This is a genomic window from Pseudomonas sp. LBUM1668, assembly GCF_059695715.1.
On record NZ_CP166787.1, the window covers coordinates 746,306 to 771,361 of the forward strand.

24 protein-coding genes are annotated in these 25,056 nt (G+C 60.3%); 7 read left to right on the forward strand and 17 right to left on the reverse strand.

Annotated features, from left to right (window positions below; genetic code table 11):
• The first annotated feature begins 105 nt into the window (after positions 1 to 105).
• Positions 106 to 1,308 (forward strand): MFS transporter, encoded by a 1,203-nt coding sequence (locus ACA061_RS03235; RefSeq protein ID WP_497300572.1) that lies wholly within the window; start codon positions 106 to 108, stop codon positions 1,306 to 1,308.
• Here ACA061_RS03235 and cueR read toward each other — a convergent pair.
• From cueR to ACA061_RS03250, 3 genes are all read right to left on the reverse strand, one after another.
• Positions 1,262 to 1,675, reverse strand: a complete 414-nt coding sequence (cueR, locus tag ACA061_RS03240) for a Cu(I)-responsive transcriptional regulator (RefSeq protein WP_150602525.1) — start codon at positions 1,673 to 1,675, stop codon at positions 1,262 to 1,264. The two genes, ACA061_RS03235 and cueR, sit on opposite strands and share 47 nt — an antisense overlap.
• On the reverse strand, positions 1,672 to 4,065 hold the full coding sequence (gene cueA, locus ACA061_RS03245) for a copper resistance metal-translocating P1-type ATPase CueA (protein ID WP_497300573.1): 2,394 nt from the start codon (positions 4,063 to 4,065) through the stop codon (positions 1,672 to 1,674). The genes cueR and cueA overlap by 4 nt, the downstream gene beginning before the upstream one ends.
• Positions 4,066 to 4,311: 246 nt before the next feature.
• Positions 4,312 to 4,695: a hypothetical protein gene (locus ACA061_RS03250; protein WP_497300574.1), complete on the reverse strand. Its 384-nt coding sequence runs from the start codon at positions 4,693 to 4,695 to the stop codon at positions 4,312 to 4,314.
• Between the two features lie 148 nt (positions 4,696 to 4,843).
• Between ACA061_RS03250 and ACA061_RS03255 the strand changes: the two genes are divergently transcribed.
• Together ACA061_RS03255 and ACA061_RS03260 are read left to right on the forward strand one after the other, a co-directional pair.
• The gene (locus tag ACA061_RS03255; RefSeq protein ID WP_210554186.1) at positions 4,844 to 5,041 is read left to right on the forward strand and encodes a heavy-metal-associated domain-containing protein; all 198 of its coding nucleotides are present in this window, start codon (positions 4,844 to 4,846) and stop codon (positions 5,039 to 5,041) included.
• A gap of 205 nt (positions 5,042 to 5,246) precedes the next feature.
• Positions 5,247 to 6,449 (forward strand): multidrug effflux MFS transporter, encoded by a 1,203-nt coding sequence (locus ACA061_RS03260; protein WP_497300575.1) that lies wholly within the window; start codon positions 5,247 to 5,249, stop codon positions 6,447 to 6,449.
• Between the two features lie 3 nt (positions 6,450 to 6,452).
• Here ACA061_RS03260 and ACA061_RS03265 read toward each other — a convergent pair whose 3' ends face one another.
• On the reverse strand, positions 6,453 to 6,626 hold the full coding sequence (locus tag ACA061_RS03265; RefSeq protein ID WP_191626421.1) for a hypothetical protein: 174 nt from the start codon (positions 6,624 to 6,626) through the stop codon (positions 6,453 to 6,455).
• Between the two features lie 153 nt (positions 6,627 to 6,779).
• On the reverse strand, positions 6,780 to 7,793 hold the full coding sequence (locus ACA061_RS03270) for a zinc-binding alcohol dehydrogenase family protein (RefSeq protein WP_150617916.1): 1,014 nt from the start codon (positions 7,791 to 7,793) through the stop codon (positions 6,780 to 6,782).
• Between the two features lie 115 nt (positions 7,794 to 7,908).
• On the opposite strand from ACA061_RS03270, the gene vimR reads away from it, so the two are divergent.
• On the forward strand, positions 7,909 to 8,838 hold the full coding sequence (vimR, locus tag ACA061_RS03275; protein ID WP_150617915.1) for a transcription regulator VimR: 930 nt from the start codon (positions 7,909 to 7,911) through the stop codon (positions 8,836 to 8,838).
• Positions 8,839 to 9,155: 317 nt separating this feature from the next.
• The gene (locus tag ACA061_RS03280; RefSeq protein ID WP_150617914.1) at positions 9,156 to 9,887 is read left to right on the forward strand and encodes an ArsR/SmtB family transcription factor; all 732 of its coding nucleotides are present in this window, start codon (positions 9,156 to 9,158) and stop codon (positions 9,885 to 9,887) included.
• Between the two features lie 159 nt (positions 9,888 to 10,046).
• Here the strand turns inward: ACA061_RS03280 and ACA061_RS03285 are convergent, their stop codons facing one another.
• From ACA061_RS03285 to ACA061_RS03295, 3 genes are all read right to left on the reverse strand, one after another.
• Positions 10,047 to 11,000 (reverse strand): adenosine deaminase, encoded by a 954-nt coding sequence (locus tag ACA061_RS03285; protein WP_042557518.1) that lies wholly within the window; start codon positions 10,998 to 11,000, stop codon positions 10,047 to 10,049.
• A gap of 80 nt (positions 11,001 to 11,080) precedes the next feature.
• Positions 11,081 to 12,046 carry a 2-oxoglutarate and iron-dependent oxygenase domain-containing protein gene (locus ACA061_RS03290; protein ID WP_210554184.1) on the reverse strand — a complete coding sequence of 322 codons (966 nt, stop codon included), beginning with the start codon at positions 12,044 to 12,046 and terminating at the stop codon, positions 11,081 to 11,083.
• Between the two features lie 136 nt (positions 12,047 to 12,182).
• Positions 12,183 to 13,256, reverse strand: coding sequence for a BMP family ABC transporter substrate-binding protein (locus ACA061_RS03295; protein ID WP_497300578.1), 1,074 nt, complete (start codon positions 13,254 to 13,256; stop codon positions 12,183 to 12,185).
• Between the two features lie 288 nt (positions 13,257 to 13,544).
• Here ACA061_RS03295 and ACA061_RS03300 point away from each other — a divergent pair, with 288 nt between their 5' ends.
• Positions 13,545 to 14,636 (forward strand): calcium:cation antiporter, encoded by a 1,092-nt coding sequence (locus ACA061_RS03300; RefSeq protein ID WP_210554183.1) that lies wholly within the window; start codon positions 13,545 to 13,547, stop codon positions 14,634 to 14,636.
• Positions 14,637 to 14,767: 131 nt separating this feature from the next.
• On the opposite strand, the gene ACA061_RS03305 is transcribed toward ACA061_RS03300, so the two are convergent.
• The 3 genes from ACA061_RS03305 to ACA061_RS03315 all read right to left on the reverse strand — a co-directional run bounded on the left by ACA061_RS03305 (position 14,768) and on the right by ACA061_RS03315 (position 17,450).
• Entirely contained in the window at positions 14,768 to 16,126 is a 1,359-nt protein-coding gene (locus ACA061_RS03305; RefSeq protein ID WP_497300580.1) for an 8-oxoguanine deaminase, read from the reverse strand.
• A 263-nt stretch (positions 16,127 to 16,389) separates the two neighbouring features.
• Positions 16,390 to 17,076: an SDR family oxidoreductase gene (locus ACA061_RS03310; protein ID WP_210554182.1), complete on the reverse strand. Its 687-nt coding sequence runs from the start codon at positions 17,074 to 17,076 to the stop codon at positions 16,390 to 16,392.
• Positions 17,077 to 17,093: 17 nt separating this feature from the next.
• A complete protein-coding gene (locus tag ACA061_RS03315; RefSeq protein ID WP_210554181.1) occupies positions 17,094 to 17,450 on the reverse strand; it encodes a MerR family transcriptional regulator in 357 nt (118 codons plus the stop codon).
• A gap of 84 nt (positions 17,451 to 17,534) precedes the next feature.
• Here ACA061_RS03315 and ACA061_RS03320 point away from each other — a divergent pair, with 84 nt between their 5' ends.
• Positions 17,535 to 17,969: a hypothetical protein gene (locus ACA061_RS03320; RefSeq protein WP_210554180.1), complete on the forward strand. Its 435-nt coding sequence runs from the start codon at positions 17,535 to 17,537 to the stop codon at positions 17,967 to 17,969.
• Between the two features lie 73 nt (positions 17,970 to 18,042).
• Here the strand turns inward: ACA061_RS03320 and ACA061_RS03325 are convergent, their stop codons facing one another.
• From ACA061_RS03325 to ACA061_RS03350, 6 genes are all read right to left on the reverse strand, one after another.
• Positions 18,043 to 18,969 carry an ABC transporter permease gene (locus tag ACA061_RS03325; RefSeq protein ID WP_210554179.1) on the reverse strand — a complete coding sequence of 309 codons (927 nt, stop codon included), beginning with the start codon at positions 18,967 to 18,969 and terminating at the stop codon, positions 18,043 to 18,045.
• Complete coding sequence (locus ACA061_RS03330; RefSeq protein ID WP_210554178.1) at positions 18,969 to 20,075, reverse strand: ABC transporter permease; 1,107 nt, start codon at positions 20,073 to 20,075, stop codon at positions 18,969 to 18,971. Before ACA061_RS03330 ends, ACA061_RS03325 begins: the two co-directional genes overlap by 1 nt.
• A gap of 13 nt (positions 20,076 to 20,088) precedes the next feature.
• On the reverse strand, positions 20,089 to 21,636 hold the full coding sequence (locus tag ACA061_RS03335) for an ABC transporter ATP-binding protein (protein WP_497300581.1): 1,548 nt from the start codon (positions 21,634 to 21,636) through the stop codon (positions 20,089 to 20,091).
• A gap of 618 nt (positions 21,637 to 22,254) precedes the next feature.
• Positions 22,255 to 22,836: an IMPACT family protein gene (locus ACA061_RS03340; protein ID WP_150617872.1), complete on the reverse strand. Its 582-nt coding sequence runs from the start codon at positions 22,834 to 22,836 to the stop codon at positions 22,255 to 22,257.
• 7 nt (positions 22,837 to 22,843) lie between these two features.
• Complete coding sequence (locus ACA061_RS03345; protein WP_150617871.1) at positions 22,844 to 23,494, reverse strand: TetR/AcrR family transcriptional regulator; 651 nt, start codon at positions 23,492 to 23,494, stop codon at positions 22,844 to 22,846.
• An 88-nt stretch (positions 23,495 to 23,582) separates the two neighbouring features.
• Positions 23,583 to 24,971: a uracil-xanthine permease family protein gene (locus ACA061_RS03350; RefSeq protein ID WP_150602508.1), complete on the reverse strand. Its 1,389-nt coding sequence runs from the start codon at positions 24,969 to 24,971 to the stop codon at positions 23,583 to 23,585.
• Positions 24,972 to 25,056 lie beyond the last annotated feature (85 nt).

Here is a 25,056-nt window from a genome sequence, read left to right on the forward strand (position 1 = left end):
GGAGCTGCCGAAGGCTGCGATCTTTTGATCTTGTTTTTCAAAGGCAAGATCAAAAGATCGTCCGATCGCGGCCCGAGCCTTCGGCAGCTCCTACAAGGATCGTATGTGAACGCCAACACCCGCTTCATCATCACTGCCCGGCTGATCTCCGATTTCGGCGCCTTCCTCAACATGGTCGCGTTGGCCACCTACGTCTATCTGCTCAGCAACAGCGCCATGAGCGTGGGGATTTTCCTTGCCAGCCGCGTGGGGGGCGGGATTTTCGCCAGTCTGATCGGCACGCGTTTTTATAGACGCTGGAGCGGCCGTCTGCCGCTGATCGCGTTTGATCTGTTGCGCGCCGGCGTGCTCGGTTTGTTGTTGATCGTGCCGGTCAGTCAGCAAGCGCTGTTGTTGCCGGTGATCGCTTTCGCGCTGGGCTTGGGCAATTCGATGTTTGCCATCGGTCTCAACAGTCAGTTACCACGGCTGATCGAGCCGTCGCAGTTGCTCAAGACCAACGCCTGGATCACCTCGGCTTCTTCCGCAGCCATGGTCGGTGGCAGCCTGGTTTCAGGGTTGCTGGTAGCGGGGTTTGGGTTCGAAACGGTATTTGCCTTGAACGCGCTGACCTATTTGCTCGCGGCGTTGTTGATTGTGCCGCTGCGTTTCGAGCCTGTGACTATCAACCCAGCGCCCGAGCGTGGCGAGTGGTCGGCCCTCAAGCAAGGTTTGCGCAGTGCCCCGGTAGTTGCTGCGATGCTCGCGGTGACGATGGCCGACACCTTGGGCAGCGCCGCGCACAACGTCGGATTCCCGATCATTTCCAAACTGCTGTCACCGGATTCAGCAAGCACAACCCTGGGCCTGATGCTGGCGGTGTGGGCCAGCGGCAAACTGCTCGGCGCGCGGATCGCCAGCCGTTTGAAAGGCTCGGACAACATCCATCTCGAGCGTCGGTTTTTTTTCGGGGTGGCGTTGATGTCCTGCGGTTTTATCCTGATGTTCCAGCAGCACAGCCTGTATGGACTGCTGTTGTTTTCGTTGCCGGCGGGGCTGGGTGACGGCTTTTCCGAGGTCGGTCTGATGTCGCGCCTGCAACGCGAGCCCGAGCATTTGCGCCTGCCGATTTTCAGCTTTTTGACGTTACTGCAGATGACCGGCTTCGGCGTCGGCATGCTGATCGCCGCACCGTTTTACTCATGGTGGACGCCGGGTGCCGTGGTCATGTTGTTCCACGGCATTCCACTCGGCACGTTGCTGGCGGTGAAGGGGCTGGCGCTCAGGCGCGGGCGGGTTGCGCGCAGCAGCCCGACGCCAGTTCCTTGAGGATCGGGCAGTCGGGGCGATGATCGCCCTGACAATGCTCGACCAAGTCCTGCAACGTGTCGCGCAACTGGCCGAGTTCGCGGATCTTCTGGTTCAGTTCATCGATGTGTTGCCGCGCCAGCGCCTTCACATCGGCGCTGGCCCGTTGACGGTCCTGCCAGAGGGTCAGCAGCTTGCCGACTTCTTCCAGTGAAAAACCGAGGTCGCGCGAACGCTTGATGAACGCCAGTGTGTGCAAGTCATCGGCGCCGTAGACCCGGTAGCCGCTGTCGGTGCGATGGGCCGCTTTGAGCAGGCCGATCGATTCGTAGTAGCGGATCATTTTTGCGCTCAGGCCACTTTGCCGGGCCGCTTGGCCGATGTTCATCGATGCTCCTCCAGATCCTTGGGTTTCCAGGTTTTCAACAGTAGCGCATTGCTCACTACGCTGACGCTCGACAGTGCCATCGCCGCGCCGGCCAGCACCGGGTTGAGAAAGCCGAACGCCGCCAACGGAATGCCGATCAGGTTGTAGACGAAGGCCCAGAACAGGTTCTGGCGAATCTTCGCGTAAGTCTTGCGGCTGATTTCCAGCGCCGCCGGCACCAGTCGTGGATCACCGCGCATCAGCGTTATGCCCGCCGCGTGCATGGCGACGTCGGTGCCGCCGCCCATGGCAATGCCGATGTCGGCTGCCGCGAGCGCCGGGGCGTCGTTGATGCCATCGCCGACCATGGCCACGACGCCGGTTTTTTTCAGTTCGGTGACGGTGGCGGCTTTGTCGGCTGGCAGGACTTCGGCGTGGACGTTGTTGATGCCCAGAGCCTCAGCCACCACGCGCGCGCTGCCACGGTTATCCCCGGTCAGCAAATGGCTTTGGATATTTCGAGCGGCAAGCTGTTGCACCGCCTCCAGTGCACCGGGTTTGAGGGTGTCACCGAAGGCGAACAAACCGAGAACGCGGGGCTCGGGGCTTTGTTCGATCAGCCACGAAAGCGTACGACCCTCGGCTTCCCAGGCTTTTGCCGAATCCGCCAGATCGCCGGCGCTCAGGCCACTTTCTTCGAGCATTCGCCGATTGCCCAGAGCCAGGCGCCGACCGTCGAGATTGCCAGCGATGCCGCGACCGGTCAGCGACTGGCTGTCGCTGACGTCCGGTACATCCAGCTCACGTTCGGCGGCCGCATCCAGCACCGCTTTGGCCAGCGGGTGTTCGCTGCCGCGTTGCAGGGCGCCGGCGAGTTGCAGCAGATTATTTTCATGACCGTCGATTGCACTGAAATGCGCGATGCGCGGCGTGCCGGAGGTCAGCGTGCCGGTCTTGTCGAACACCACGCTGCTGACTTCATGGGCGCGCTCCAGGGCTTCGGCGTCCTTGATCAGGATGCCGTGGCGCGCGGCCACGCCGGTGCCGGCCATGATCGCGGTGGGTGTGGCGAGGCCGAGGGCGCAGGGGCAGGCGATGACCAGTACCGCGACGGCGTTGATCAACGCGGTTTCCAGCGGCGCGCCGTACAGCCACCAGCCGATCAGTGTCGCCAGCGCCAACACCAGCACGGTCGGAACGAACACCTGGCTGACTTTATCCACCAGTTTCTGGATCGGTGCTTTCGCCGCTTGGGCGTCTTCGACCAGGCGAATGATGCGCGCCAGCAGGCTTTCCGCGCCGAGGGCCGTGGTGCGCACCAGCAGCCGGCCTTCACCGTTGATGGCGCCGCCGGTAACTTTGTCGCCGGGCTGTTTCGGCACCGGCAAGCTCTCGCCGCTGATCAACGCTTCGTCAGCGTGGCTTTGGCCTTCCAGCACTTCGCCGTCGACCGGGAAGCGCTCGCCGGGTTTGACCAACACCCGATCATTGAGGCGCAGAGCGCTGATGGCGACATCCTGCTCGCGGCCGTCAATCACTTGAATCGCCCGCTCCGGACGCAAAGCTTCGAGGGCGCGGATGGCGCTGGCGGTCTGGCGTTTGGCGCGGCTTTCCAGGTATTTGCCGAGCAGCACCAGCGCGATGACCACCGCCGACGCTTCGAAATACAGGTGCGGCATGCGCCCGGCGGCGGTGGCCCATTCGTAGAGACTCAAGCCATAACCGGCGCTGGTGCCGAGGGCGACCAGCAAATCCATGTTGCCGGCTCCGGCGCGCACGGCTTTCCAAGCCGCCACGTAAAACCGCGCGCCGAAGATGAATTGCACTGGGGTGGCGAGGGCAAACTGCGCCCAGGCCGGGAGCATCCAGTGGATGCCGAACGGTTGCAGCAACATCGGCAACACCAGCGGCAAGGCCAGGGCGATGGCACAGATCAGTGCCCAGCGCTCACGTTGCAGACGCTGTTGCTGATTATCGTTTTGAGGGTGTTCGGCTTGCCAGACGCTGGCGGCGTAACCGGCCTTGCTCACCGCGTCGAGCAGGATCTGTGGATCGATTTGACCGAGCAATTCGAGGTGGGCGCGTTCGTTGGCCAGATTGACGCTGACGCTTTTCACCCCGGGGACTTTGTTCAGGGCGCGCTCGACACGACCGACGCAGGACGCGCAGGTCATGCCGTCGATGCTCAATTCGAGGGTCTGTTGCGGCACGCTGTAACCGGCGCGTTCAACCGCGTCCATCAACGCCGGCAGACTGTCCCCGGGCGCCTTGACGCGGGCCTGTTCGGTGGCGAGGTTGACGCTGACGGCACTGGCGCCGCTGACTTTACTCAAGGCCCGCTCGACACGCCCGGCGCAACTGGCGCAGGTCATGCCGGCAATCGGCAGATCGAAAGTGATGGATTCGGACATCGTTCACGCTCCCTGTAGAAGTTGCCTACAGGATCAACCTTGCCATGCGGGCAAGGTCAAGCGCCAATCTTGAGAATGCCGCAAGACAATAAATGTGGGAGCGAGCTTGCTCGCGAAGGCGTCGTGTCAGTCAATATCGTGTTGCAGTCGTTGCTCTGTGTATTTTCGGAAGGCGGGGGCCGCTGCGCGACCCATCGGGGATAAATCCCCTCACCACAAAGGTTGTTCATACATTTTTGGATTTGACTAATAGCCGAGGTCGGCGCGCTTGAGGTACATACCTTCCTGCGTCATCGCAATCCGGTACTTCTGGATATCACCGGCCTGCAATTTGATTTCCTGCGAACCCGGCGCCAGCATTCCCGGACTGCACCCGGCCACTTGCCCCGGCAGCAATTTCAGGCGCAGCGACACGGTGCCCGGCGGCAGGTTGAACGAAGCGCTCTGCTCCTGGAACAGCCGCGCCGACAGTTGATCCTGGATATACACACCGATTTCGCACGAGGTCGCCACTTCAAGACGCTCGCGGGAAATGATCAGCACCCCATAGTCCTCACCTGCGGCGTGCACCGAAGGGATGGCGGCAAAGAGGCCGAGAAAGCCAAACAGGCTGAAAGCTGACCAGCGCATGGCTGAATCTCCTGAATTCATGTCATTGATGGATGCAGCTTGGCCGAGCGCGGCGCCGATTGCCAGCCCGGCAGTTTATTCAAGAACTTGACCTTGCCATCGTGGCAAGCTCGACACTGCCGGCAAACTCACTCAAAGGAGTCATTCCATGCAAGTGTTCAATGTTCAAGGCATGTCCTGCGGTCACTGCGTCAAAGCCGTCACACAAGCCGTGCAGGCCAAGGATCCGGCGGCCAATGTGCGCGTTGATCTGGCAGCAAAAGAGGTCGGCGTCGAAAGTACATTGAGTGCCGAACAGGTCATCGAGATCATCAGCGAAGAAGGGTACGCGGTGAAACTTGCCTGATTGTTCTTGACTGAAAAAAGCAAAAAGATCGCAGCCTTCGGCAACTCCTACAGGGGATTTGCGTTGCTCTTGTAGGAGCTGCCGAAGGCTGCGATCTTTTGATCTTGATATCCCGTTTTCTGATTGTTAGCCAGCTATCGGAATGTTCAAGGCGTCCATGCCCGGCTAGACTATCGGGCTGCCGAATTGCCAACCTGGATGCCTGATGAACTTTCGTACCATTCTGATTCTCGGAGCCTTGACCGCTTTCGGTCCGTTGGCGATCGACTTCTATTTACCTGCATTTCCGTCGATGGCGCTCGCGTTCGGCACCGACGAGAAGCACGTGCAGATGACGTTGGCAGCGTATTTTCTCGGTCTGTCCATCGGCCAACTGGCGTACGGCCCGGTAGCCGATCGCTTCGGTCGACGGGTTCCGTTGCTCATTGGTCTGGCGCTGTTCACTCTGGCATCACTGGCATGTGCTTATGCCCCGAACCTGGAATGGCTGATCGGCGCACGTTTCGTCCAGGCGTTGGGCGGTTGTGCAGGGATGGTGATCGCCCGGGCGGTGGTCAGCGATAAATGCGATGCCGTGGGCTCGGCGAAAGTCTTCTCGCAGTTGATGCTGGTGATGGGCCTGGCGCCGATTCTGGCGCCGATGCTCGGCGGGCTGTTGGTCAACACAACCGGCTGGCAGTCGATCTTTTTGGTGCTGACCGGGTTCAGCGCGTTGGCAGGTCTGGCCGTGGCGCTCGGTCTGCCGGAAAGTATGCCCGCAGACATGCCGCGCCAGCCGCTGTCCGGTGCACTGCGTCAGTATGGACGGCTGCTGAAGGATCGGATTTACCTCGGCCACGCCCTGACCGGCGGAATCGCGATCGCCGGAATGTTCGCTTACATTGCCGGCTCACCGTTCATCTTCATCAAACTGTATGGCGTTCCGGCCGAGCATTTCGGCTGGCTGTTCGGTACGAACGCGGCAGGGTTCATTCTGGTAGCGCAGGTCAATGCGCGGTTGTTGGCCAAGCGTGGCCCGGCGTTTCTGCTGTCGCGTGCGGTCTGGGTTTACCTGGCTGCCGGGCTGACATTGCTGGCCGTCAGCGCCTTGCACACTGAAGCACTTTGGCCGTTGTTGATTCCATTGTTCATCTGCGTGTCCAGCCTCGGCTGCATCAGCCCTAACGCTGCCGCCTGCGCGATGAACGGGCAGGGCGCGCGCGCCGGCAGCGCGTCGGCGTTGCTCGGTTGCATGCAATTCAGTGTCGCGGCCGGGGCCTCGGCGCTGGTGGGGGTATTGCACGATGGCACAGCCGTGCCGATGGCCATCGTCATCAGCGTGTGCGGTTTTCTGGTGGTGATCGTCGCGATTCTTACCCGACGTCTGCAAAATGCCCGAGCCCTGGCTCAGGCCCAAGCCCAGGCTTGAACCTCAGCCTGCCGCGCGTTGCTGGCCGTGATCGGGAATCTTGTGTGGCGCGCAGAGTCGCGCTTCGAGGGTGCGAGTGAAGGCCAGCGCTTCGGCTTCACTGCGGAATGTCACGGCGTGCTGGTCGAGTCGAACCTGCCATTGAGACTTTGCCACTTCTTTTATCAGGATCTTCATTGCTGACCTCCCTTGCGTAAAAGATGTATCGCAGAGGTTTCGATTGTAGACCTGAATACGATCGCAATTGTGACAACGGTCAAGCATCTGACTGACGGCAAAAGAAGATCGCAGCCCTTGCAGGAGCTACCTCAGACTGCGATCTTCTGATCCTTAGAAACCTTCTAAAACAATTTTCCCCTTGGCCTTGCCGCTCTCCAGCAATTCATGCGCGCGACGCAGATTCGCCGCATTGATCGTGCCGAAGTGCTCGCCGACGGTCGTCTTCAACGTGCCTGCATCAATCAACTCGGCCACGCGGTTGAGCAGCTTGTGCTGTTCGATCATGTCTGGCGTCTCGAACAGCGAACGGGTGTACATGAACTCCCAGTGCAGCGACAGGCTCTTGCGCTTGAGCTTGGTCACGTCCAGCGACTTCGGGTCGTCGATCAGCGCCAGTTTGCCTTGCGGCGCCAGCGCCTCGACCAGTTGATCCAGATGCTGATCGGTCTGAGTCAGGCTGGCGACGTGGGTCACGTTATTGATGCCGGCGCGTTTGAGTTCTTCGCTCAGCGGCTGGCTGTGGTCGATGACCAGATCCGCCCCCAGTTCGCTGACCCAGTCGCGGGTCTGTGGACGGGAGGCGGTGCCGATCACTTTGAGGCCGGTCAGTTGCTTGGCCAATTGGGTGAGGATCGAACCGACGCCACCCGCCGCACCGACGATCAGCAGGCTCTGGCCATTATCGATATGGCCTTCGCTGACTTGCAGGCGTTCAAAGAGCAACTCCCATGCGGTAATCGCGGTCAGCGGCAGGGCCGCGGCTTCGGCGAAACCGAGGGACTTGGGCATATGGCCGACGATCCGCTCATCGACCACATGCAGTTCGCTGTTGCCGCCCGCGCGGGCGATGGAGCCAGCGTAGAAAACCTTGTCGCCAGCCTTGAACAGCGTCACCTCGCTGCCAACTGCCTTGACCACGCCGGCCACGTCCCAGCCCAGCACTTTCGCGGCACCGTCTTCAGGCGCCACATTCTGCCGCACCTTGGTGTCGACCGGGTTGACCGAAATGGCTTTGACCTCCACCAGCAAGTCGCGCGGGCCGGCTACTGGCTCAGGCAGATCGATGTCTTGCAGTGATTTGGCGTCGCTGATGGGCAGTGAGGCGTAGTAGGCAATGGCTTTCATGGAGGGCTCCGCACAGGTAGTAGAAGATAGGGCTGATGATTAGCTATTTCTCTGCGAGATAAAACCGGCTAAAAGAGCAGTCTCTTTCAATATTTTTTTGATAATCGAGGCTGGAATGCTGCGTTTCGATGACTTGCAATTGTTTGTCCGGGCAGCGGATCTGGGTAGCCTGTCGGCGGCGGCGCGGGTGATGGATATGTCCGCCGCGGTGGCCAGCGCGGCGCTGAAACGTATCGAACAGCAACTCGGTGCGCGTCTGCTCGCCCGTTCGACGCGCAGCTTGCGCCTGACGGCCGAGGGTGAAGGCTTTCTCGAATACGCTCGGGCGGCGTTGAGCAATCTCGAGGAGGGGCGGCGTTTGCTGGCCAGCGGGCAGGATCAGGTCAGCGGAGTCTTGCAGCTGTCGGCGCCTTCCGACTTTGGCCGCAACCTGCTGCTGCCGTGGCTCGACGAGTTCCAGCGCGAGCACCCGAAACTGACCGTGCGCTTGCTGCTCGGCGACCGCATTGCCGACCTGTTTCGCCAACCGGTGGACATCGCCCTGCGTTATGGCGAGCCGGAAGATTCCAGCCTGATCGCCTTGCCCATCGCGCCGCACAATCGTCGCGTGCTTTGCGCATCCCCGGCGTACCTGGCGCGGCACGGCGAACCGCGGCAACTCGAACAACTGGCCCAGCACAATTGCCTGTTGTTCATGCTCGGCAGTCGGGTCCATGACCACTGGAGCTTCACTGACGGCAAGCGCGAAGTCAGCCTTACTGTCACGGGTGACCGCTTCAGCGACGACGCCGACGTGGTACGTCTGTGGGCCGTGGCGGGTGCCGGCATTGCCTACAAATCCTGGCTGGACGTGGGCGCCGATGTTCTCGCCGGGCGCCTCAAAGTGCTATTGCCGGAGCTGCTGTGTGAGCGCGCTCCGCTGAACTTGTTGTGCGCCCATCGCGCACAATTGAGTAAGCCTGTGAACCTTTTAAGGGAGATGCTCGCCAGCCGTTGCGCTGATTTGAGTAGTCAATTTCCCGCTTTCTCGAAAGTTGATCATTAGTCGCAGGTAAATAGAGAAATTTCTGTCAGGAACAATCACCACCCATGCAGTCCACAGCGCGGGACGGCGCGTGCATCCCGCTTATACTAGCGCCCGCCTCATGCCAGTACCGAAACCGGCCCCGAACGCCATCAATGCTGAGCTGCCCTTGTTTAATTCCGGGGACTGCTGCGGTTGCGGGTTCGGCGCCGGAACATGTTGTGTCAATGGCCTGCCTTGCCCCGGCTCAGGGCGTTTTTCGCGTCTTGGCCGCCGACTCATTACTGGTCAAGATGTCTCCGAGCAGTAGACGATACGATTCCACAGGGAGTGAATACATGGAACATGCACCTTGCATCAGCCAGATCGCCACGTTGCTGGCCGACCCCAAGCGCAGCGCGATGATGTGGGCGTTGATGGATGGCTCGGCCCGGCAGACCGAGGAGCTTGCGCTACTGGCAGGGCTGTCGCCGTCGTCGGCCAGCGCGCATCTGGCACGGCTGGCCGCTGGCGGACTGCTGAAGGTTGAAGTCCGTGGGCGTAAACGGTTTTTCCGCCTCTCGGCACCGGAGGTAGGGGCTGCGATCGAAGCGTTGGCCAGCGCCACCATCGCCAGTGCCCCGCGAGAAGTCGCCGAGGTGTTCAAACGTAAGACACCGATGGCCAAGGTTGCGGCGGCGCCGTCTTCACTGTTGCGCGCTCGTTTCTGTGATGACCACCTGGGCGGCACACTGGCCGCCGATCTGTATCAGCGCCTGCTCGACGCCGGCTGGATCGAACAGCTTGAGCAACGCGTGGTGGTGACCCATAAAGGCGCGAACAAGTTGGCCGGCCGTGGCGTGTTCATCCAGGCGCTGGCCCATCGCAACGTGCAGGTGGCCTGTGCCTGCCCGGACTGGAGCGAGCGTCGTCCGCACATGGGCGGTTCACTCGGCGCGGCGTTGCTGCAGTTGTTCATGCAGTCCGGTTGGCTGACCTTGCCCCATGACTCGAGGGCGTTGCAACTGACCGCTATTGGCCAGCGAGAACTGCATCGATTTGCCAAGGAAACAGAGCTGGAACTGGCGTAGCAGAGCGTGTGAAATCTTTGCCTGAGCCCGAATCCATGAGCTAACACTGTACCTGTGGGAGCGGGCTTGCCCGCGATAGCGGTCCGTCAGTCAACAATGATGTTGGAATTGATGGCCTCATCGCGGGCAAGCCCGCTCCCACAGGTTTTTGTATTGCTCTTAAGGTTTTACCAGACGTGCATCGAGGCTGTTCTGCGCCAGGCGTTTGGCCTGATCCTGGGTCATGCCCAAATGTTCGTACAGCGCATGGAAGTTCTCGGTGACGTAACCACCGAAATACGCCGGGTCATCGGAGTTCACAGTCACCTTCACGCCACGCTCAAGCATGTCGAGGATGTTGTGCTGCGACATGTGATCGAACACGCAAAGCTTGGTGTTCGACAGCGGGCACACGGTCAGCGGGATCTGCTCGTCGATGATCCGCTGCATCAGGCGCTCGTCTTCGATGGCGCGTACGCCGTGGTCGATGCGCTGGATTTTCAGCAGGTCGATGGCTTCCCAGATGTATTCCGGCGGGCCTTCTTCACCGGCGTGGGCGACGGTCAGGAAACCTTCGTGACGGGCACGATCGAACACGCGCTGGAACTTGCTTGGCGGATGGCCCATTTCGGAGCTGTCCAGGCCTACGGCAACAAACGCGTCACGGAACGGCAGCGCCTGATCGAGGGTTTTCTCGGCTTCTTCTTCGCTCAAGTGGCGCAGGAAGCTGAGGATCAAACCGCTGGTGATGCCCAGTTGCTGCTCGCCATCCTTCAACGCGGCGGCGATGCCGTTGAGCACCACTTCGAACGGGATGCCACGGTCGGTGTGGGTCTGCGGGTCGAAGAACGGTTCGGTGTGAATCACGTTCTGCGCCTTGCAGCGCAGCAGGTAGGCCCAGGTCAGGTCGTAGAAGTCCTGCGAGGTGCGCAGCACATCGGCGCCTTGGTAATACAGGTCGAGGAATTCCTGCAGATTGTTGAAGGCGTAAGCCTTGCGCAGGGTTTCGACGTCGTTCCACGGCAGGGCGATCTTGTTGCGTTCGGCCAAAGCGAACAGCAACTCAGGCTCCAGCGAGCCTTCCAGATGCAGGTGCAGTTCGGCCTTGGGCAGGGCGTTGAGCCAGTCGTACATATTCTTTTCTCATCAGGTGCAATGACGGCATTCTACAGATGCTTGCTGAAATAATTGGCAAAACCTGACCAAGCGATCCGTCACACCGCTTCCTGTTCCCGTCGATAAGCGTAGGTATCGGCGAAGCGCGACAGCAGGAATTCAGCACAAGTGGTCGTCGGATATTTCGCCGGGTGTTCTGCGCTCTGGCAACCGGGCAGGCACTCGATACGGGTGTCCGGGTGAGGCTCGGCAAAGAACGGCATCGAGTAGCGATCCACCCCGAGCGGGCTGATCACCCGGTGCGGTGTCGAGCGATATCGGTCATTGCTCCAGCGCGCCATCATGTCGCCGAGATTGACCACAAACGTCCCGTCAATCGGTGGAGCGTCGATCCACTCGCCTTTGACGTTCTTCACTTGCAAGCCGCCGGCGCTGTCCTGATAGAGCAGGGTGATGCAGCCGTAATCGGTGTGCGCACCGGCGCCTTGCTGCTCGGCGGAACTGGCGGTGTGACGCGGCGGGTAGTGGATCATGCGCAGCACACTCACGGGCTCAAGAAAGCGCTTGTCGAAGAAGTCGCGTTCGATGTCCAGGGCAAGGGTCATGGCGCGAAGCAGCGTTTGCGCGAGGGCCTGCATGTCCAGGTAGTGTTGTTCCATCAGCGCCTCCCAACCGGGAATTACCGGATGGCGGTTGGGCCCGCGCAAGGGTTTTTCCGCCAGCACTTCGGGATGGTCCGCCGACAGGTGCAGGCCCATGTCAAAGGTTTCTTTGAGGTCGCTGGGTTTGTTCGGGTCGAGCTGTTCGGTGGCGATGGCGCCGTAGCCGCGATGGTGGCGGGTCTGGGTGATGTCGATCTTGAGCTTCTCTGCCGCCGGCAGATCGAAAAAACGCTGCGCATGATCGAGCAGCGCGTCGATGCGCTGGGCTGTGATCGGATGACCTTTGATGTAGAAGAAACCCCACTCGCGGCAAGCGTGGTCGATTTGCTCAGCAACGGCGGGCCAGGCGTTTTGGTTGTCGGTGTAGAGCGGGGCGATGTCGATGATCGGAAGACTGTTCATGCACAATCCTTGAATACGCTGAAGATCAATTGTAGGAGTGAGCCTGCTCGCGATGGCGGTGCGTCATTCGACACATTTGTATCTGACACACCGCTATCGCGAGCAGGCTCACTCCTACAGGGGGGGGCGCTGAGGATTACTTCGGCATCTCAGCCTTCAGGCCTTCCACGTAATAGTTCATCGACGCCAGTTCCGCCGTGGTCGCACTCACACCCGCGGGGATTTTCTCGACCCCGGCCTGATCCTTGATCGGCCCGGTAAACGGCTGCAACGCACCGCTCTTGATATCGGCAATGATCTGCTCGGCCTCGGCTTTGACCGGTGCTGGCACCAGGTCGCTGATCGGCAGTTCAACCGTGCCTTCCTTCAGCCCGCCCCAGTAATCCTGAGACTTCCAGCTGTGATCGATCACGCTTTGAGTCGCCTGAATGTAATGCGGCGCCCAGTCGTTGACGATCGAGGTCAGCACCGCTTTCGGCCCGAAGTGGGCCATGTCGGAGGCGTAACCCACCGCGTAGACACCGCGGCGTTCGGCAGCCTGAATCGGAGCCGGGCTGTCGGTGTGCTGGAATACCACGTCGACACCCTGATCGATCAGCGCGTTGGCGGCATCGGCTTCCTTGCCCGGATCGAACCACGAGTTGACCCACACCACTTTGATCTCGGTGCCGGGGTTGTACTTGTTCAGGGCCAGTTGAATGGCGTTGATGTCGCGGATCACTTCCGGGATCGGGAAGGAGGCGACGTAGCCGATCTTTTTGGTCTTGGTCATCTTCGCCGCGAGGAAGCCGCCGACGTAACGGCCCTCGTAGGTGCGCGCCAGATAGGTGCCGAGGTTCTTGTCCTGCTTGTAGCCGGTGGCGTGCTCGAAGGTCACCTTGGGAAATTGTTTGGCGACTTTCAGCGTCGGGTTCATGTAGCCGAAGGACGTGGTGAAGATCAGGTCGTACTTGTCCTTCGCCATGTTGCGGATCACCCGCTCGGCATCGGCACCTTCGGCGACGTTCTCCACGTAGTTGGTGGTGATCTGCGCGCCGAACTTCTCCGCCAGCGCCTTGCGCCCCTGTTCATGCTGATACGTCCAGCCGTGGTCACCGATCGGGCCGATGTAGACGAAACCGACCTTCAGCGGATCGGCAGCGCTGGCGCTCAGACTTATCCCCAGACCAATGGCGGCGCACAGCAGTTTGTGCAGCGGACGTATTTGCATGAATTGGAGCTCCATTTTGTTGTGTGTGGTCAGGGGCAATGCAAATTGCTGACCAACAGGACAACAAACCCGTCCGGAATCGCATGAAGGCTATCGCGAGCAGGCTCACTCCTACAGGTAATAGCGTTCCCCTGTAGGAGTGAGCCTGCTCGCGATGGGGCCGGTGAGGCCAATAAAAGTGCATCGGTTGAAACGGCTGCTTTCGGCTGGTGCGCTAATGTGTAACGAAACGTTAGCGCCGCGCCGTAGTCAGTAGCTCATTCGAATCTTTGGCAAAAAAGGCCCGCCATGCTCTCAATCCTCAAGCAAGAAAGCTTTCTGCTGCTGGCCCTGCTCGCCGCAGTCGTCGCTTATCCGTTGGAACACTGGATGCTGCACAGCGGCCAGATCGTCGCGCTGACTGCCGGTCTGGTGCTGATCGCGTTCATCGTCGCCGCTTCGATGCGCGTCGCCCATCACGCCGAATTGCTCGCCGAAAAGGTCGGCGACCCATACGGCACGATGATCCTCACGCTGGCCGCCGTGCTGGTGGAAGTGGTGATTCTGGCGATCATGATGAGCAACGAAGCGTCGCCCACGCTGGTGCGCGACACGATTTATTCGGCAGTAATGCTCGACATCAACGGCATCCTCGGCCTGGCAGCGCTGATGGGCGGGATCAAGCATGGCGAGCAGTCCTACAACGACGATTCGGCGCGCAGCTACAGCGTGATGATCCTCACCGCGATGGGCGTGTCGATGGTGGTGCCGGAGTTCATTCCCGAGGCCAACTGGAAGATATATTCGGCGTTCACCATCGGTGCAATGGTGGTGCTTTACGCGCTGTTTTTGCGCATGCAGGTCGGCCCGCACAGTTACTTTTTCAGCTACAGCTACCCGGACAAACGTCGCAAGAAAGAACCGCAGGACGCGCAGGCGAAAGCACCGGGCATCGGCCTGTCGATCGGCATTCTGGTGTTCGGCATTGTGGTGATCGGCGCATTGGCCGAGGTGATGTCCAAGACCCTCGATCTGGGCCTGGAAGGGACGGGCGCTCCTCCAGTGATCACGGCGATTCTGGTGGCGGCGATTTCGGCGGCGCCGGAGATTTTGACCGCGTTGCGTGCGGCGCTGGCCAATCGCATGCAGTCGGTGGTCAATATTGCGATGGGTGCGTCACTGTCGACGGTGATCCTCACCGTGCCGGTGATGGAAGCGATGGCGCTGTATACCGGTCAGCCATTTCAGATGGCAATGACCCCGGTGCAGACGGTGATGATCTTTCTCACATTGATCGTCAGCGCGATCAATCTCAATGACGGCGAGACCAATGCTATTGAAGGCATGACGCACTTTGTGTTGTTTGCGACCTTCATCATGCTGTCCCTGCTGGGCCTTTAAGCCCGCCACACCCCCCCCTGTAGGAGCTGCCGAAGGCTCGGGCCGCGATCGGACGATCTTTTGATCTCGTTTTTCAAAACACAATCAAAAGATCGCAGCCTGCGGCAGCTCCTACAGGGGATCGCGGTGAATCAGGTGCCGGCGATCAACTGGCGAGCAGCCTGGCTGTGATCGGCGATCAGGCCTTTCAGATCCAGCCCTTCGACCTGGCCATCAACCACGCGCCACTTGCCGCCAATCATCACCCGATCCGCCCGGTCTGCGCCGCACAGCAGCAGCGCCGAAATCGGATCGTGGCTGCCAGAGAAGCGCAGTTCATCGAGCTTGAACAACGCCAGATCCGCCTGTTTGCCCACCGCCAGTTCACCAATGTCGGTACGATCCAACAGACTCGCCGAGCCCTTGGTCGCCCAGCCCAGCACGCGCTCCGGGGTGATCTTCTCGGCGCCGTAACGCAGGCGCTGGATGTACAGCGCCTGACGCGCTTCGAGGATCATGTTCGATGCATCGTTGGACGCCGAGCCATCCACGCCCAGACCGAACAGCGCACCGGCGTCGGTCAAATCAATGCTTGGGCAAATGCCCGAGGCCAGACGCATGTTCGAGCTTGGGCAATGACAGATGCCAGTGCCGGCCTGACCGAGGCGGGCGATTTCGTCCGGGTTGAAGTGGATGCCGTGGGCCAGCCAGGTGCGCGGGCCGAGCCAGCCGACGCTGTCCAGATAATCCACGGTGCGCAGGCCGAAACGCTGCAGGCAGAAATCCTCTTCGTCGAGGGTTTCGGCCAGGTGCGTGTGCAGGCGCACGTCGAGTTTGTTCGCCAGTTCGGCGCTGGCCGACATGATTTCCGGCGTCACCGAAAAAGGCGAGCACGGTGCCAGAGCGATCTGGATTTGCGCACCGTCGCCACGCTCGTGGTACTCGTGGATCAGGCGCTGACTGTCGTCGAGAATCACCTGGCCTTCCTGCACGGTCTGCTGCGGCGGCAGGCCGCCGTCCTTCTCGCCGAGGCTCATCGAGCCACGGGTGAGCATGGCGCGCATGCCCAGTTCTCGCACGGTTTCGACTTGCACGTCGATGGCGTTTTCCAGACCGTCCGGAAACAGATAATGATGGTCGGCAGCGGTGGTGCAACCCGACAGCAGCAACTCGGCCAACGCGACTTTGGTGGCGAGGGCGAGTTTTTCCGGCGTCAGCCGTGCCCACACCGGGTACAGGGTTTTCAGCCACGGGAACAACGGCTGATTGACCACCGGCGCCCAGGCGCGTGTCAGGGTTTGATAGAAGTGATGGTGGGTGTTGATCAGGCCCGGCAGGATCACATGCTCGCGAGCATCGAACACTTCATTGCACGGCGCTGACGGCTGTTGACCGGCAGCAAGCACTTCGACGATCACGCCGTCTTGCAGCACCAGACCGCCACGGGCATCGAGCTCGTTGGAGGTGAAAATGGCGAGGGGGTTTTTTAACCAGGTACGGGTCGCAGGCATTGTCGCCGGCTCCTCTGAAAGTGGGTTCAGGGTTGCCAGCTCAGTGTTGCCCTGTCTGCTGATCCAGGTTCGCCGCGACGGACGAGGTGCGCAGTTTCAAACAAATCGTTGCGCCGGGCAAGCCCCACCCGACAGGACAACATCACCAAAATACACAACCCCTGTAGGAGCTGCCGAAGGCTCGGGCCGCGATCGGACGATCTTTTGATCTTAAAAAAATCAAAAGATCGCAGCCTTCGGCAGCTCCTACAGGGGATCATCAATTACCAGGGAATTGTTTCACCCTTGTAGTTGATAAAGTGATGTCCGCCCTTGCCGGTAAACGCATTCACCTGATCAATCAGACCGCGTGTGCTGGTGTCCACATCAAGGTCAGCCCCTTCACCGCCCATGTCGGTCTTCACCCAACCCGGATGCAGCGACAGTACGGTCAGTTTTTGCTCGCCCAATTGCGTGACAAAACTGTTGGTCATCGAGTTCAGCGCAGCCTTGCTCGCCTTGTACAGCGCCAGTTCCGGCGCATCCGGCATGGTCACGCTGCCGAGTACCGAACTCATGAACGCCAGCACGCCGCTGCCATCGCGGATCTGTCCGGCAAAGCGTTGCGCCAGATTGATCGGCGCCACCGCGTTGGTGAAAAACAGCTGACCGACTTCCGCCAGGGTCGCGCCGCCCGGGGTCTGTACGGCCGGGCCTTTGACCCCGGCATTGACGAACAGCAGGTCGAAAGTTTCGCCCTTCAACTGTTGGTTCAAGGCGATCACCGCCTGCTGGTCATCCATGTCGAGCTTCTCGATCCGCACGTTGCCCAGCGCTTGCAGCGCCTCGGCGTTCGAGGGATTGCGCACGGTGGCGGTCACTTGCCAGCCGTCGCCCAGCAGGGTCTTCACCAACCCGAGGCCCAAGCCTCGGGAGGCGCCGATGATCAGTGCGTTTTTTGCCTGGGACATGATGGGTTCCTTGAAAGTCAAAGTTCAGGATTCAATGGACACGCCTGACCGAGCCGTAGTTGCAACTCATGCCGTAGCGCGTCGAGTTCGCTCATGCGGGTTTCAATCAGTAGCAGCTTGTCGCGCAGCAATTGCGCCACAGCGTTTTTCGGATCGGGCGCGTTCCACAGTGCGGCAACGCTGTCGCCGATCTCGCCGAGGGTAAAACCCAGGCGCTGCGCCGTCTTGATGTAGAGCACCAGTTGCAGCATTTCCGGCGGGTAGTCGCGATAACCATTGGCACTGCGTTGCGCCGCGATCAATCCGCGTTGCTCATAGAAACGCAGCGTGTCGCGACTGACTGCGCTGGCCTGTGCCAATTCACCGATGCGCATTTGTGATGCTCTGAAGAGGGCTTGACCCTGGAGCATACTCCAGGCTTTAACGTGGTTGCTCCTCAAATTTCTGGAGCATGGACGATGTGGACTTCAACACAATATCGAAACGTGGTGCGCGGCAGCGCCTGGTACGACCTGATCGTCACGGCGGCGTTTGTGACGCCGTGGAGTTTTGCTTTTTTGCATGGGGTTTTGGCGGCGCTGAGTCAGACGATGGATTTGCCGGGTGAGTTGCCGGCGTTCGCGCCGATGCACATGTTGATGGCGAATATGTTGGGTTCGGTGGTTTGTGTGTGGGCGGTGCTGCGGATTCGTGATCCGCAGGCGCTTTATGGACGTTATGACGCGGTGGCGCGGTTTCTGTTTGCGGCTTGGCAGGGGTATGCCCTGGTCCATGGCGCCAGTTCGATTTTGCTGATTTTCCTCGTCTTCGAACTGGCGTGGGGCATCGCTCAGGTGTTGCCTGTTCGGGCCCCATCGCTGGCAAGCCAGCTCCCACAGGTTCCGGTGGTGTAATCCAGAACGCATTCACACCCGAGATCCCTGTGGGAGCTGGCTTGCCAGCGATGAGGCCCGTGAAATCACCACATTAATGCCCCGCCTGCCAAGGCTGCCCCAACGACACCGGCGCATACAACCGTGTGCGCAGCGCATCGCGCGACAACAACACCAGCACCACAATCGTCGCCACGTACGGCAGCATCGCCAGAAGACTAGACGGAATCGCCAGCCCCAACCCCTGCGCCACCAGGTGCAGGATGCTGGCGAGGCCGAACAGATAGGCGCCCAGCAACAACCGCCACACCCGCCAACTGGCAAACACCACCAGCGCCAAGGCAATCCAGCCACGCCCGGCCGTCATGTTTTCCGCCCACATCGGCGTATACGCCAGCGACAGATACGCCCCGGCCAGCCCGGCCATCGCGCCGCCGAAAAGCACCGCCAGGGTGCGCACGGTCAACACCGGCAAGCCCATCGCACTGGCCGCATCCGGGTTTTCGCCGACCGCTTGAATGATCAGCCCGACACGGCTTTTGATGATCACCCACGCCACCAGCGCAAACAGCGCAAACGACAGATACACCAGCAGATCCTGCGCGAACAGCATTCGCCCGATCAGCGGAATTTCACTCAGATACGGAATCGCCAACGGCTCGAATCCAGCCAATGGTTTGCCGACCCACGCCGCCCCCACGAAAGTCGACAACCCCACGCCAAAAATCGTCAGGGCCAAGCCGGTCGCCACCTGATTGGCGTTGAACACCAGCGCCACCAAAGCAAACAGCGACGACAGCAACATCCCGGCGAGCATCGCCAGCAATACGCCGAGCCACAGGTTGCCGCTATTGAGCGCGACGATAAAACCGATCACCGCACCAAACAGCATCATCCCTTCCTGCCCAAGGTTGAGCACGCCGCTCTTCTCGCAGATCAGTTCACCCAGCGCCACCAACAGCAGCGGCGTGCCGCAACGCACCATCGCGAAGAAAATATTGCTCAGCAGATCGATATCCATCACAGCGCTCCGGCGGTTACGGTGGGGGTCTGTGTGCGCCGTGCCCAGCGCAGATTCAGGCGTGGTCGATAGAGAATCAGCACATCACTGGCGAGCAGGAAAAACAGCATCATTCCCTGAAACAGTTGCGTGATCGCTTGCGGCAGATTGAGGCTCATCTGCGCGTTCTCGCCACCGATGTACAGCAGCGCCATCAGCAAACTTGCGAACAGAATTCCGATGGGGTTGAGCCGCCCGAGAAACGCCACGGTGATCGCCGCGTAGCCATAACCCGGTGACACTTGCGGCACCAATTGGCCGATCGGGCCGGTGACTTCGCAGACCCCGGCAAGCCCCGCCAACCCGCCGCTGATCAACAGGGCAAGCCAGATCAAACGCTTCTCGCGAAAGCCGACGAACCCTGCCGCACGCTTGTCGAGCCCGAGCACTTTGATCTGGAAACCGATAAAACTCTTCTGCAACAACACCCACACCGCGACCAGCGCGAGCAGGGCGAAATACACCCCGGCATGCACGCGGCCATCCTCCAGCAACAGCGGCAAACGGCTGGCGTCGCCGAACATCGCCGACTCGGGAAAATTGAAACCGGCGGGATCCTTCAGCGGCCCATGTACGCAGAACAGCAGCAGGTTCAGCGCGATGTAATTGAGCATGATGCTGGTGAGGATTTCGTTGGCGTTGAAACGTGTGCGCAGCCATGCGGTGAGCCCGGCCCATGCGGCGCCGGCGAGGGTGCCGGTCAGCAGAATCAGCACCAGCGCCCAACGGCTTTGCATGTCGATGATGTTGACCGCCAAGGCACTGCCGGCGAGTGCGCCCAGCAGCAATTGACCTTCGGCGCCGATGTTCCAGATTCGCGCTTGGTAGGCCACCGCCAGTCCCTGCGCGCAGAGCAGAATCGGCAGGGCTTTGACCAGTAATTCCGAAACGCCGTACAAGTCGCTGACCGGCGCGATCAGCAGCGTGTGCAAGGTTTGCAGCGGATCATGACCGAGGGCGATGAACAGCAGCGAACCGCAGCCGAGCGTCAGCGCCGCCGCCAACAGCGGTGAGCACCAGAGCATCAGGCGTGATTGCTGGCCACGGGGTTCGAGGGAAAGCAGCATGTTTGAAACTCCGTTAAACCGTGGCGTGTTGTTGAGGGGCATCGAACTGACCGGCCATCCATCCGCCGACGTCGCTCAGTTGCGTGTCCGTGGTGTTTTGCAGCGCCGACAGCTTGCCGCCACACAAGGCGCCGAGGCGGTCGCTGATCTGGAACAGTTCATCGAGGTCTTCGGAAATCACCAGAATCGCCGCGCCGGCGTCGCGCAAGGCGATCAACGCGCGGTGGATGGTCGCGGCGGCGCCGACGTCCACGCCCCAGGTCGGGTGCGCGGCGATCAGCAGTTTCGGTTGCTGGAGGATTTCCCGGCCGAGGATGAATTTCTGCAGATTGCCGCCGGACAGGCTGCGGGCGGGGGTTTGCGTATTCGGCGTTTTTACCCCAAAGCGTTGAATGATTTGCTGGGCGAGGGCTTCGACTTTGCCGCGTTCGATCAAACCGTTGCTCACCAGCCCTTGTTGGAAGGCTGTCAGCAGCGCGTTGTCGGCCAGACTCAGCTCCGGCACCGCACCATGGCCGAGACGCTCGGCCGGGACGAAAGCCAGACCGAGTTTGCGTCGTGCATCGGGGCGTAAATCAGCAACGGCCTGATGACCGAAACGAATCTTTTCGACTTCGGCCCGTGGCAGCGTTTGCTCGCCACTGAGCAGGGCAAGCAGTTCATCCTGGCCATTGCCCGCGACTCCGGCGATGCCAACGATTTCACCGCTGCGCACCTGCAAGTCGATACCTGTCAGTGAGCAGCCAAACGGGTCCGGGTTATGCCAGCTCAAACCGCTGACCTGCAAAAACACCGCGCCACCGCTGGCCTTTGGATAGTCGCCAATCAACGCCGCCGCTTCGCCCACCATCATCTGCGCCAACTGTTGATCCGAGCATTCGGCCGGTACGCAATGCCCGGCTACCCGCCCGCCGCGCAAGACCGTGGCGCTGTGGCACAAGGCGCGAACCTCACCGAGCTTGTGGCTGATAAACAAAATGCTGCAACCCTCGGCGGCGAGACGGCGCAGGGTGATGAACAAATCGTCGGCCTCCTGCGGCGTCAGCACTGAAGTCGGTTCGTCGAGGATCAGCAGCCGGATGTCCTGCATCAGGCAGCGAATGATTTCCACCCGTTGCCGCTCGCCGATCGACAGGCTGTGGACAAGTCGCTCAGGCTCCAGCGCCATGCCGTAGCGCCGCGAGACTTCGCGAATCTTTGGCTCAAGCTGTTTCGGTGTGCCCGCTGCCGCACCCATTGCCAAGGCAATGTTCTGCGCCACGGTCAGAGTTTCGAACAGCGAGAAATGTTGGAAGACCATGCCGATCCCCAGCTGTCGCGCCTGGGCCGGATTGCGCATGTTCACGCGCTGTCCTTGCCAGAGCATCTCGCCCGCGTCGGCCTGAGTGACGCCGTAGATGATCTTCATCAGCGTGCTTTTGCCTGCGCCGTTCTCACCGAGCAGCGCATGGATTTCACCAGGCGCAATGCTCAGATCAATGGCGTCATTGGCCAGACATCCGGGGTAGCGTTTGCTGATATGGCGCAGTTGCAGGCGCGGGACAGGGGGGGCGATGGACATGACAGGCTCGACTTGCTTGGAGTTGTGCCTGTGGATAAAGCAATTTCCTGGCCATTGAGTCAGGAAGTCCGCCACGCATCGCCTCCCAGCATTTGGTGCAGAGCTGGCGAGGTCAAATCCCGATGATGCCAAGCACCAATTGAGAGCAAAGCTGATGATCAGGCTCCAGTTTTGCTCGTCGGTAATTGATCAAAAAACGAGCAAACCCATTGGAGCTATACAGCATCGGCGACTGCGACAGCCATGAACGGGTTATCCACAGGTTGTTCCACAGTTATTGTGCGCAAGCTGAAATCCCGGGCATAAGCACCGCGGTGCTTTCTTCTAATGGTGATAAACCAAGATAACTGATTGTTTTTGCGTGGGATTTGCATTTGGTCGGGGGAATTGAACGAAAAGTGAACAAATCGCGCAAAGCCGCATGACAGAAGGGTTACAGCGGGATGTGCTCAGGTTATCCACAGCCGGGTGCACAGCCGATGTGGGCAAGTCCGGGTAATAACGGAAAAGGGTGATGCCCTAAAAGATCGCAGCCTTCGGCAGCTCCTACAGGGGAATGCATTTCAAGTGTAGGACCTGCGGAACGCTCGGGCCGCGATCGGACGATCTTTTGATCTTTTATCGTTGAAGCAAAATCCGCCCACGACTCAAATCGGCTAGCTGCGTTTGCAAGACCTCGATCTGCGCTTCCCCCACAGCTAACTTCAACTCAACGCCGTTTGCCGTGAAGTTTTCTTCGACAATCAACCCACCCAGATCCGCCACCCGCAACTTCACCAGCGCCAACTCGGCAAAACCACAGGCACAACTCAACGGCACCCGGCTGATCAACTCGACTTTCGCCGCCGTTTGCAGGCACTTGTTCGCTCCGCCGCCATAGGCCCGGGCCAATCCACCAGTGCCAAGTTGAATGCCGCCGTACCAGCGGATCACCAGCACCGCGACCTGATCGCAATCCTGCGCTTCAATCGCCGCCAGAATCGGTCTCCCGGCCGTGCCGCCCGGTTCGCCGTCGTCATTGCTGCGATATTGATCGCCGAGTTTCCAAGCCCAGCAATTGTGCGAGGCGTTCAAGTCGCTGTGCTGTTCGAAGAACGCCTGTGCGTCAGCGGGACTGCTGATCGGTGCAGCGAAGGTGATAAAGCGGCTTTTGCGAATCTCTTCGCGGTACTCGCAAAAACCGCTGAGGGTGAAAGGCATAAACGTCTTATAGAGAAGGAGTGAGGCCGCAGCCTTTGAGAATGATGCGGATCAGGTTGTTGCCGGCGTCTTCCATGTCCTGCTTGGTCAACTTGCTGCGCCCGCTGACGCGGCAGATCTGCGTGGCGAAGTCGGCGTAATGCTGGGTGCTGCCCCACAACAGGAAGATCAGGTGCACCGGATCCACCGGGTCCATTTTGCCGGCATCGATCCACGCCTGAAACACCGCCGCGCGGCCCTGGAACCAAGCGCGGTAATCCTGGTTGAAATATTCGCTCAGACATTCGCCGCCACTGATCACTTCCATCGCAAAGATTCGCGAGGCTTGTGGCTGGCGACGGGAGAATTCCATTTTGGCGCGGATGTAACGGGTCAGCGCTTCAGCCGGATCGTCTTCGGCGGTGAGAGTGTTGAAGGTGCTGTCCCACAACTCGATGATGTTGCTCAGCACCGCTACGTACAGCCCCAACTTGTTGGTGAAGTAGTAATGCAGGTTCGCCTTGGGCAACCCGGCATTCTGCGCGATGGTGTTCATGCTGGTGCCTTTGTACCCGTGACGGGCGAACTCGTCTTCGGCGGCTTTGAGAATGGTCTCTTCGTTCTTCTGACGAATGCGGCTGGCGGGCTTGCCGCCGTGAGCGGGGACTTCAAAGGTCATAGGCACTTCCGGGTTTGTCTGTGGGTGCAACCAGTTGCGTTGATAGCGCACCCACACGTATCCGACAAGTCCTGAAACGATAAAACCGTTACGCCTGTTCGATCTTGTTCAGCGGCGCATGTACTTCAGTGGGGGCTGGTTTTGCTTCCGGCAGCAGCAGACAAAGGATGATTGCCGTCAGCCCGCCGCTGGTAATCGCCGAGTCGAACAGGTTTTGCACCAGTTTCGGTAGCAGGTGCAGCAGGTTCGGTTGCGCGGCGATGCCCAGGCCGACGCCGAACGACGTGGCGATGATCAGCATGCTGCGCCGATCCAGCGGCGATTGCGCGAGGATGCGCACACCCGCAGCGGCGACGGCACCGAACATCACCAGAGTGGCGCCGCCGAGTACTGGTTTAGGGATCTGTTGCAGCACTGCACCGATCATTGGAAACAGGCCGAGACAAAACAGAATCGCGCCGATGTATAGGCCAACGTAACGGCTGGCAACGCCGGTCAACTGGATCACGCCGTTGTTCTGCGCAAACGTGGTGTTGGGGAAGGCGCTGAACGTTGCGGCGATCATGCAGCTCACGCCATCACCCAGCACCCCACCGCGCAAGCGGCTTATATAAGAAGGGCCGCTGATGGGTTGGCGGGCGAGCATGCAATTGGCGGTGAGGTCACCGACGGTTTCGATGGTGCTGATCAGATAGATCAGCGCGACCGGCAGGAACGCGGTCCAGTCAAAACTGAATCCGAACTTGAACGGTGTAGGAAAACTCACCAGCGGCAAGTCAGGCAAAGGCTGCGGGACCAGTTTCCCACTGAACCACGCCGCCAGGCTGCCGAGCACCAAGCCGATGATGATTGCCGACAACCGCACCCAAGGCGTGTTCGAGCGGTTGAGCAAAATGATCGTCAGCAACACGAACACGCCCAGCGCCAGATTGCCCGGCGCGCCGAAGTCCGGGGCATTGAAGCCACCGCCGAGATCGGTGATGCCGACCTTGATCAGGCTGATGCCGATCAGCGTGATGACAATCCCGGTCACCAGCGGCGTGACCACCCTGCGCAATTGACCAATGAAACGGCTGAGCACGATCTGCACAATCGCGCCGAAGAAGCACACGCCAAAGATCATCGCCAGAATGTCTTCCGGACTGCCGCCGCGCTGCTTGACCAGAAACCCGGCCGACAGCACCGCGCCGAGAAAGGCGAAACTGGTGCCTTGCAGGCAGATCATCCCTGCGCCAATCCCGAACGGGCGGCGTGCCTGAATAAACGTGCCGACCCCGGACACCATCAGCGCCATGCTGATCAGGTAAGGCAAATGCGCGGTCAGCCCGAGCGCCGAGCCGATCACCAGCGGCGGGGTGATGATGCCGACGAAACTGGCGAGCACGTGTTGCAGGGCGGCAAGGGTCGCGGCCAGCGGTTTGGGGCGGTCGTTGAGGCCGTAGATCAAGTCGCTGGACGGTTCAGAATCTGGCTGCATGGCGTTGGGCTTCTTGTTGAAGGATCGGGATTGATCCTGCTTTGCAAAAAGCTGTCCACTTGCTCAGGTTATTGGTTAATTTTGT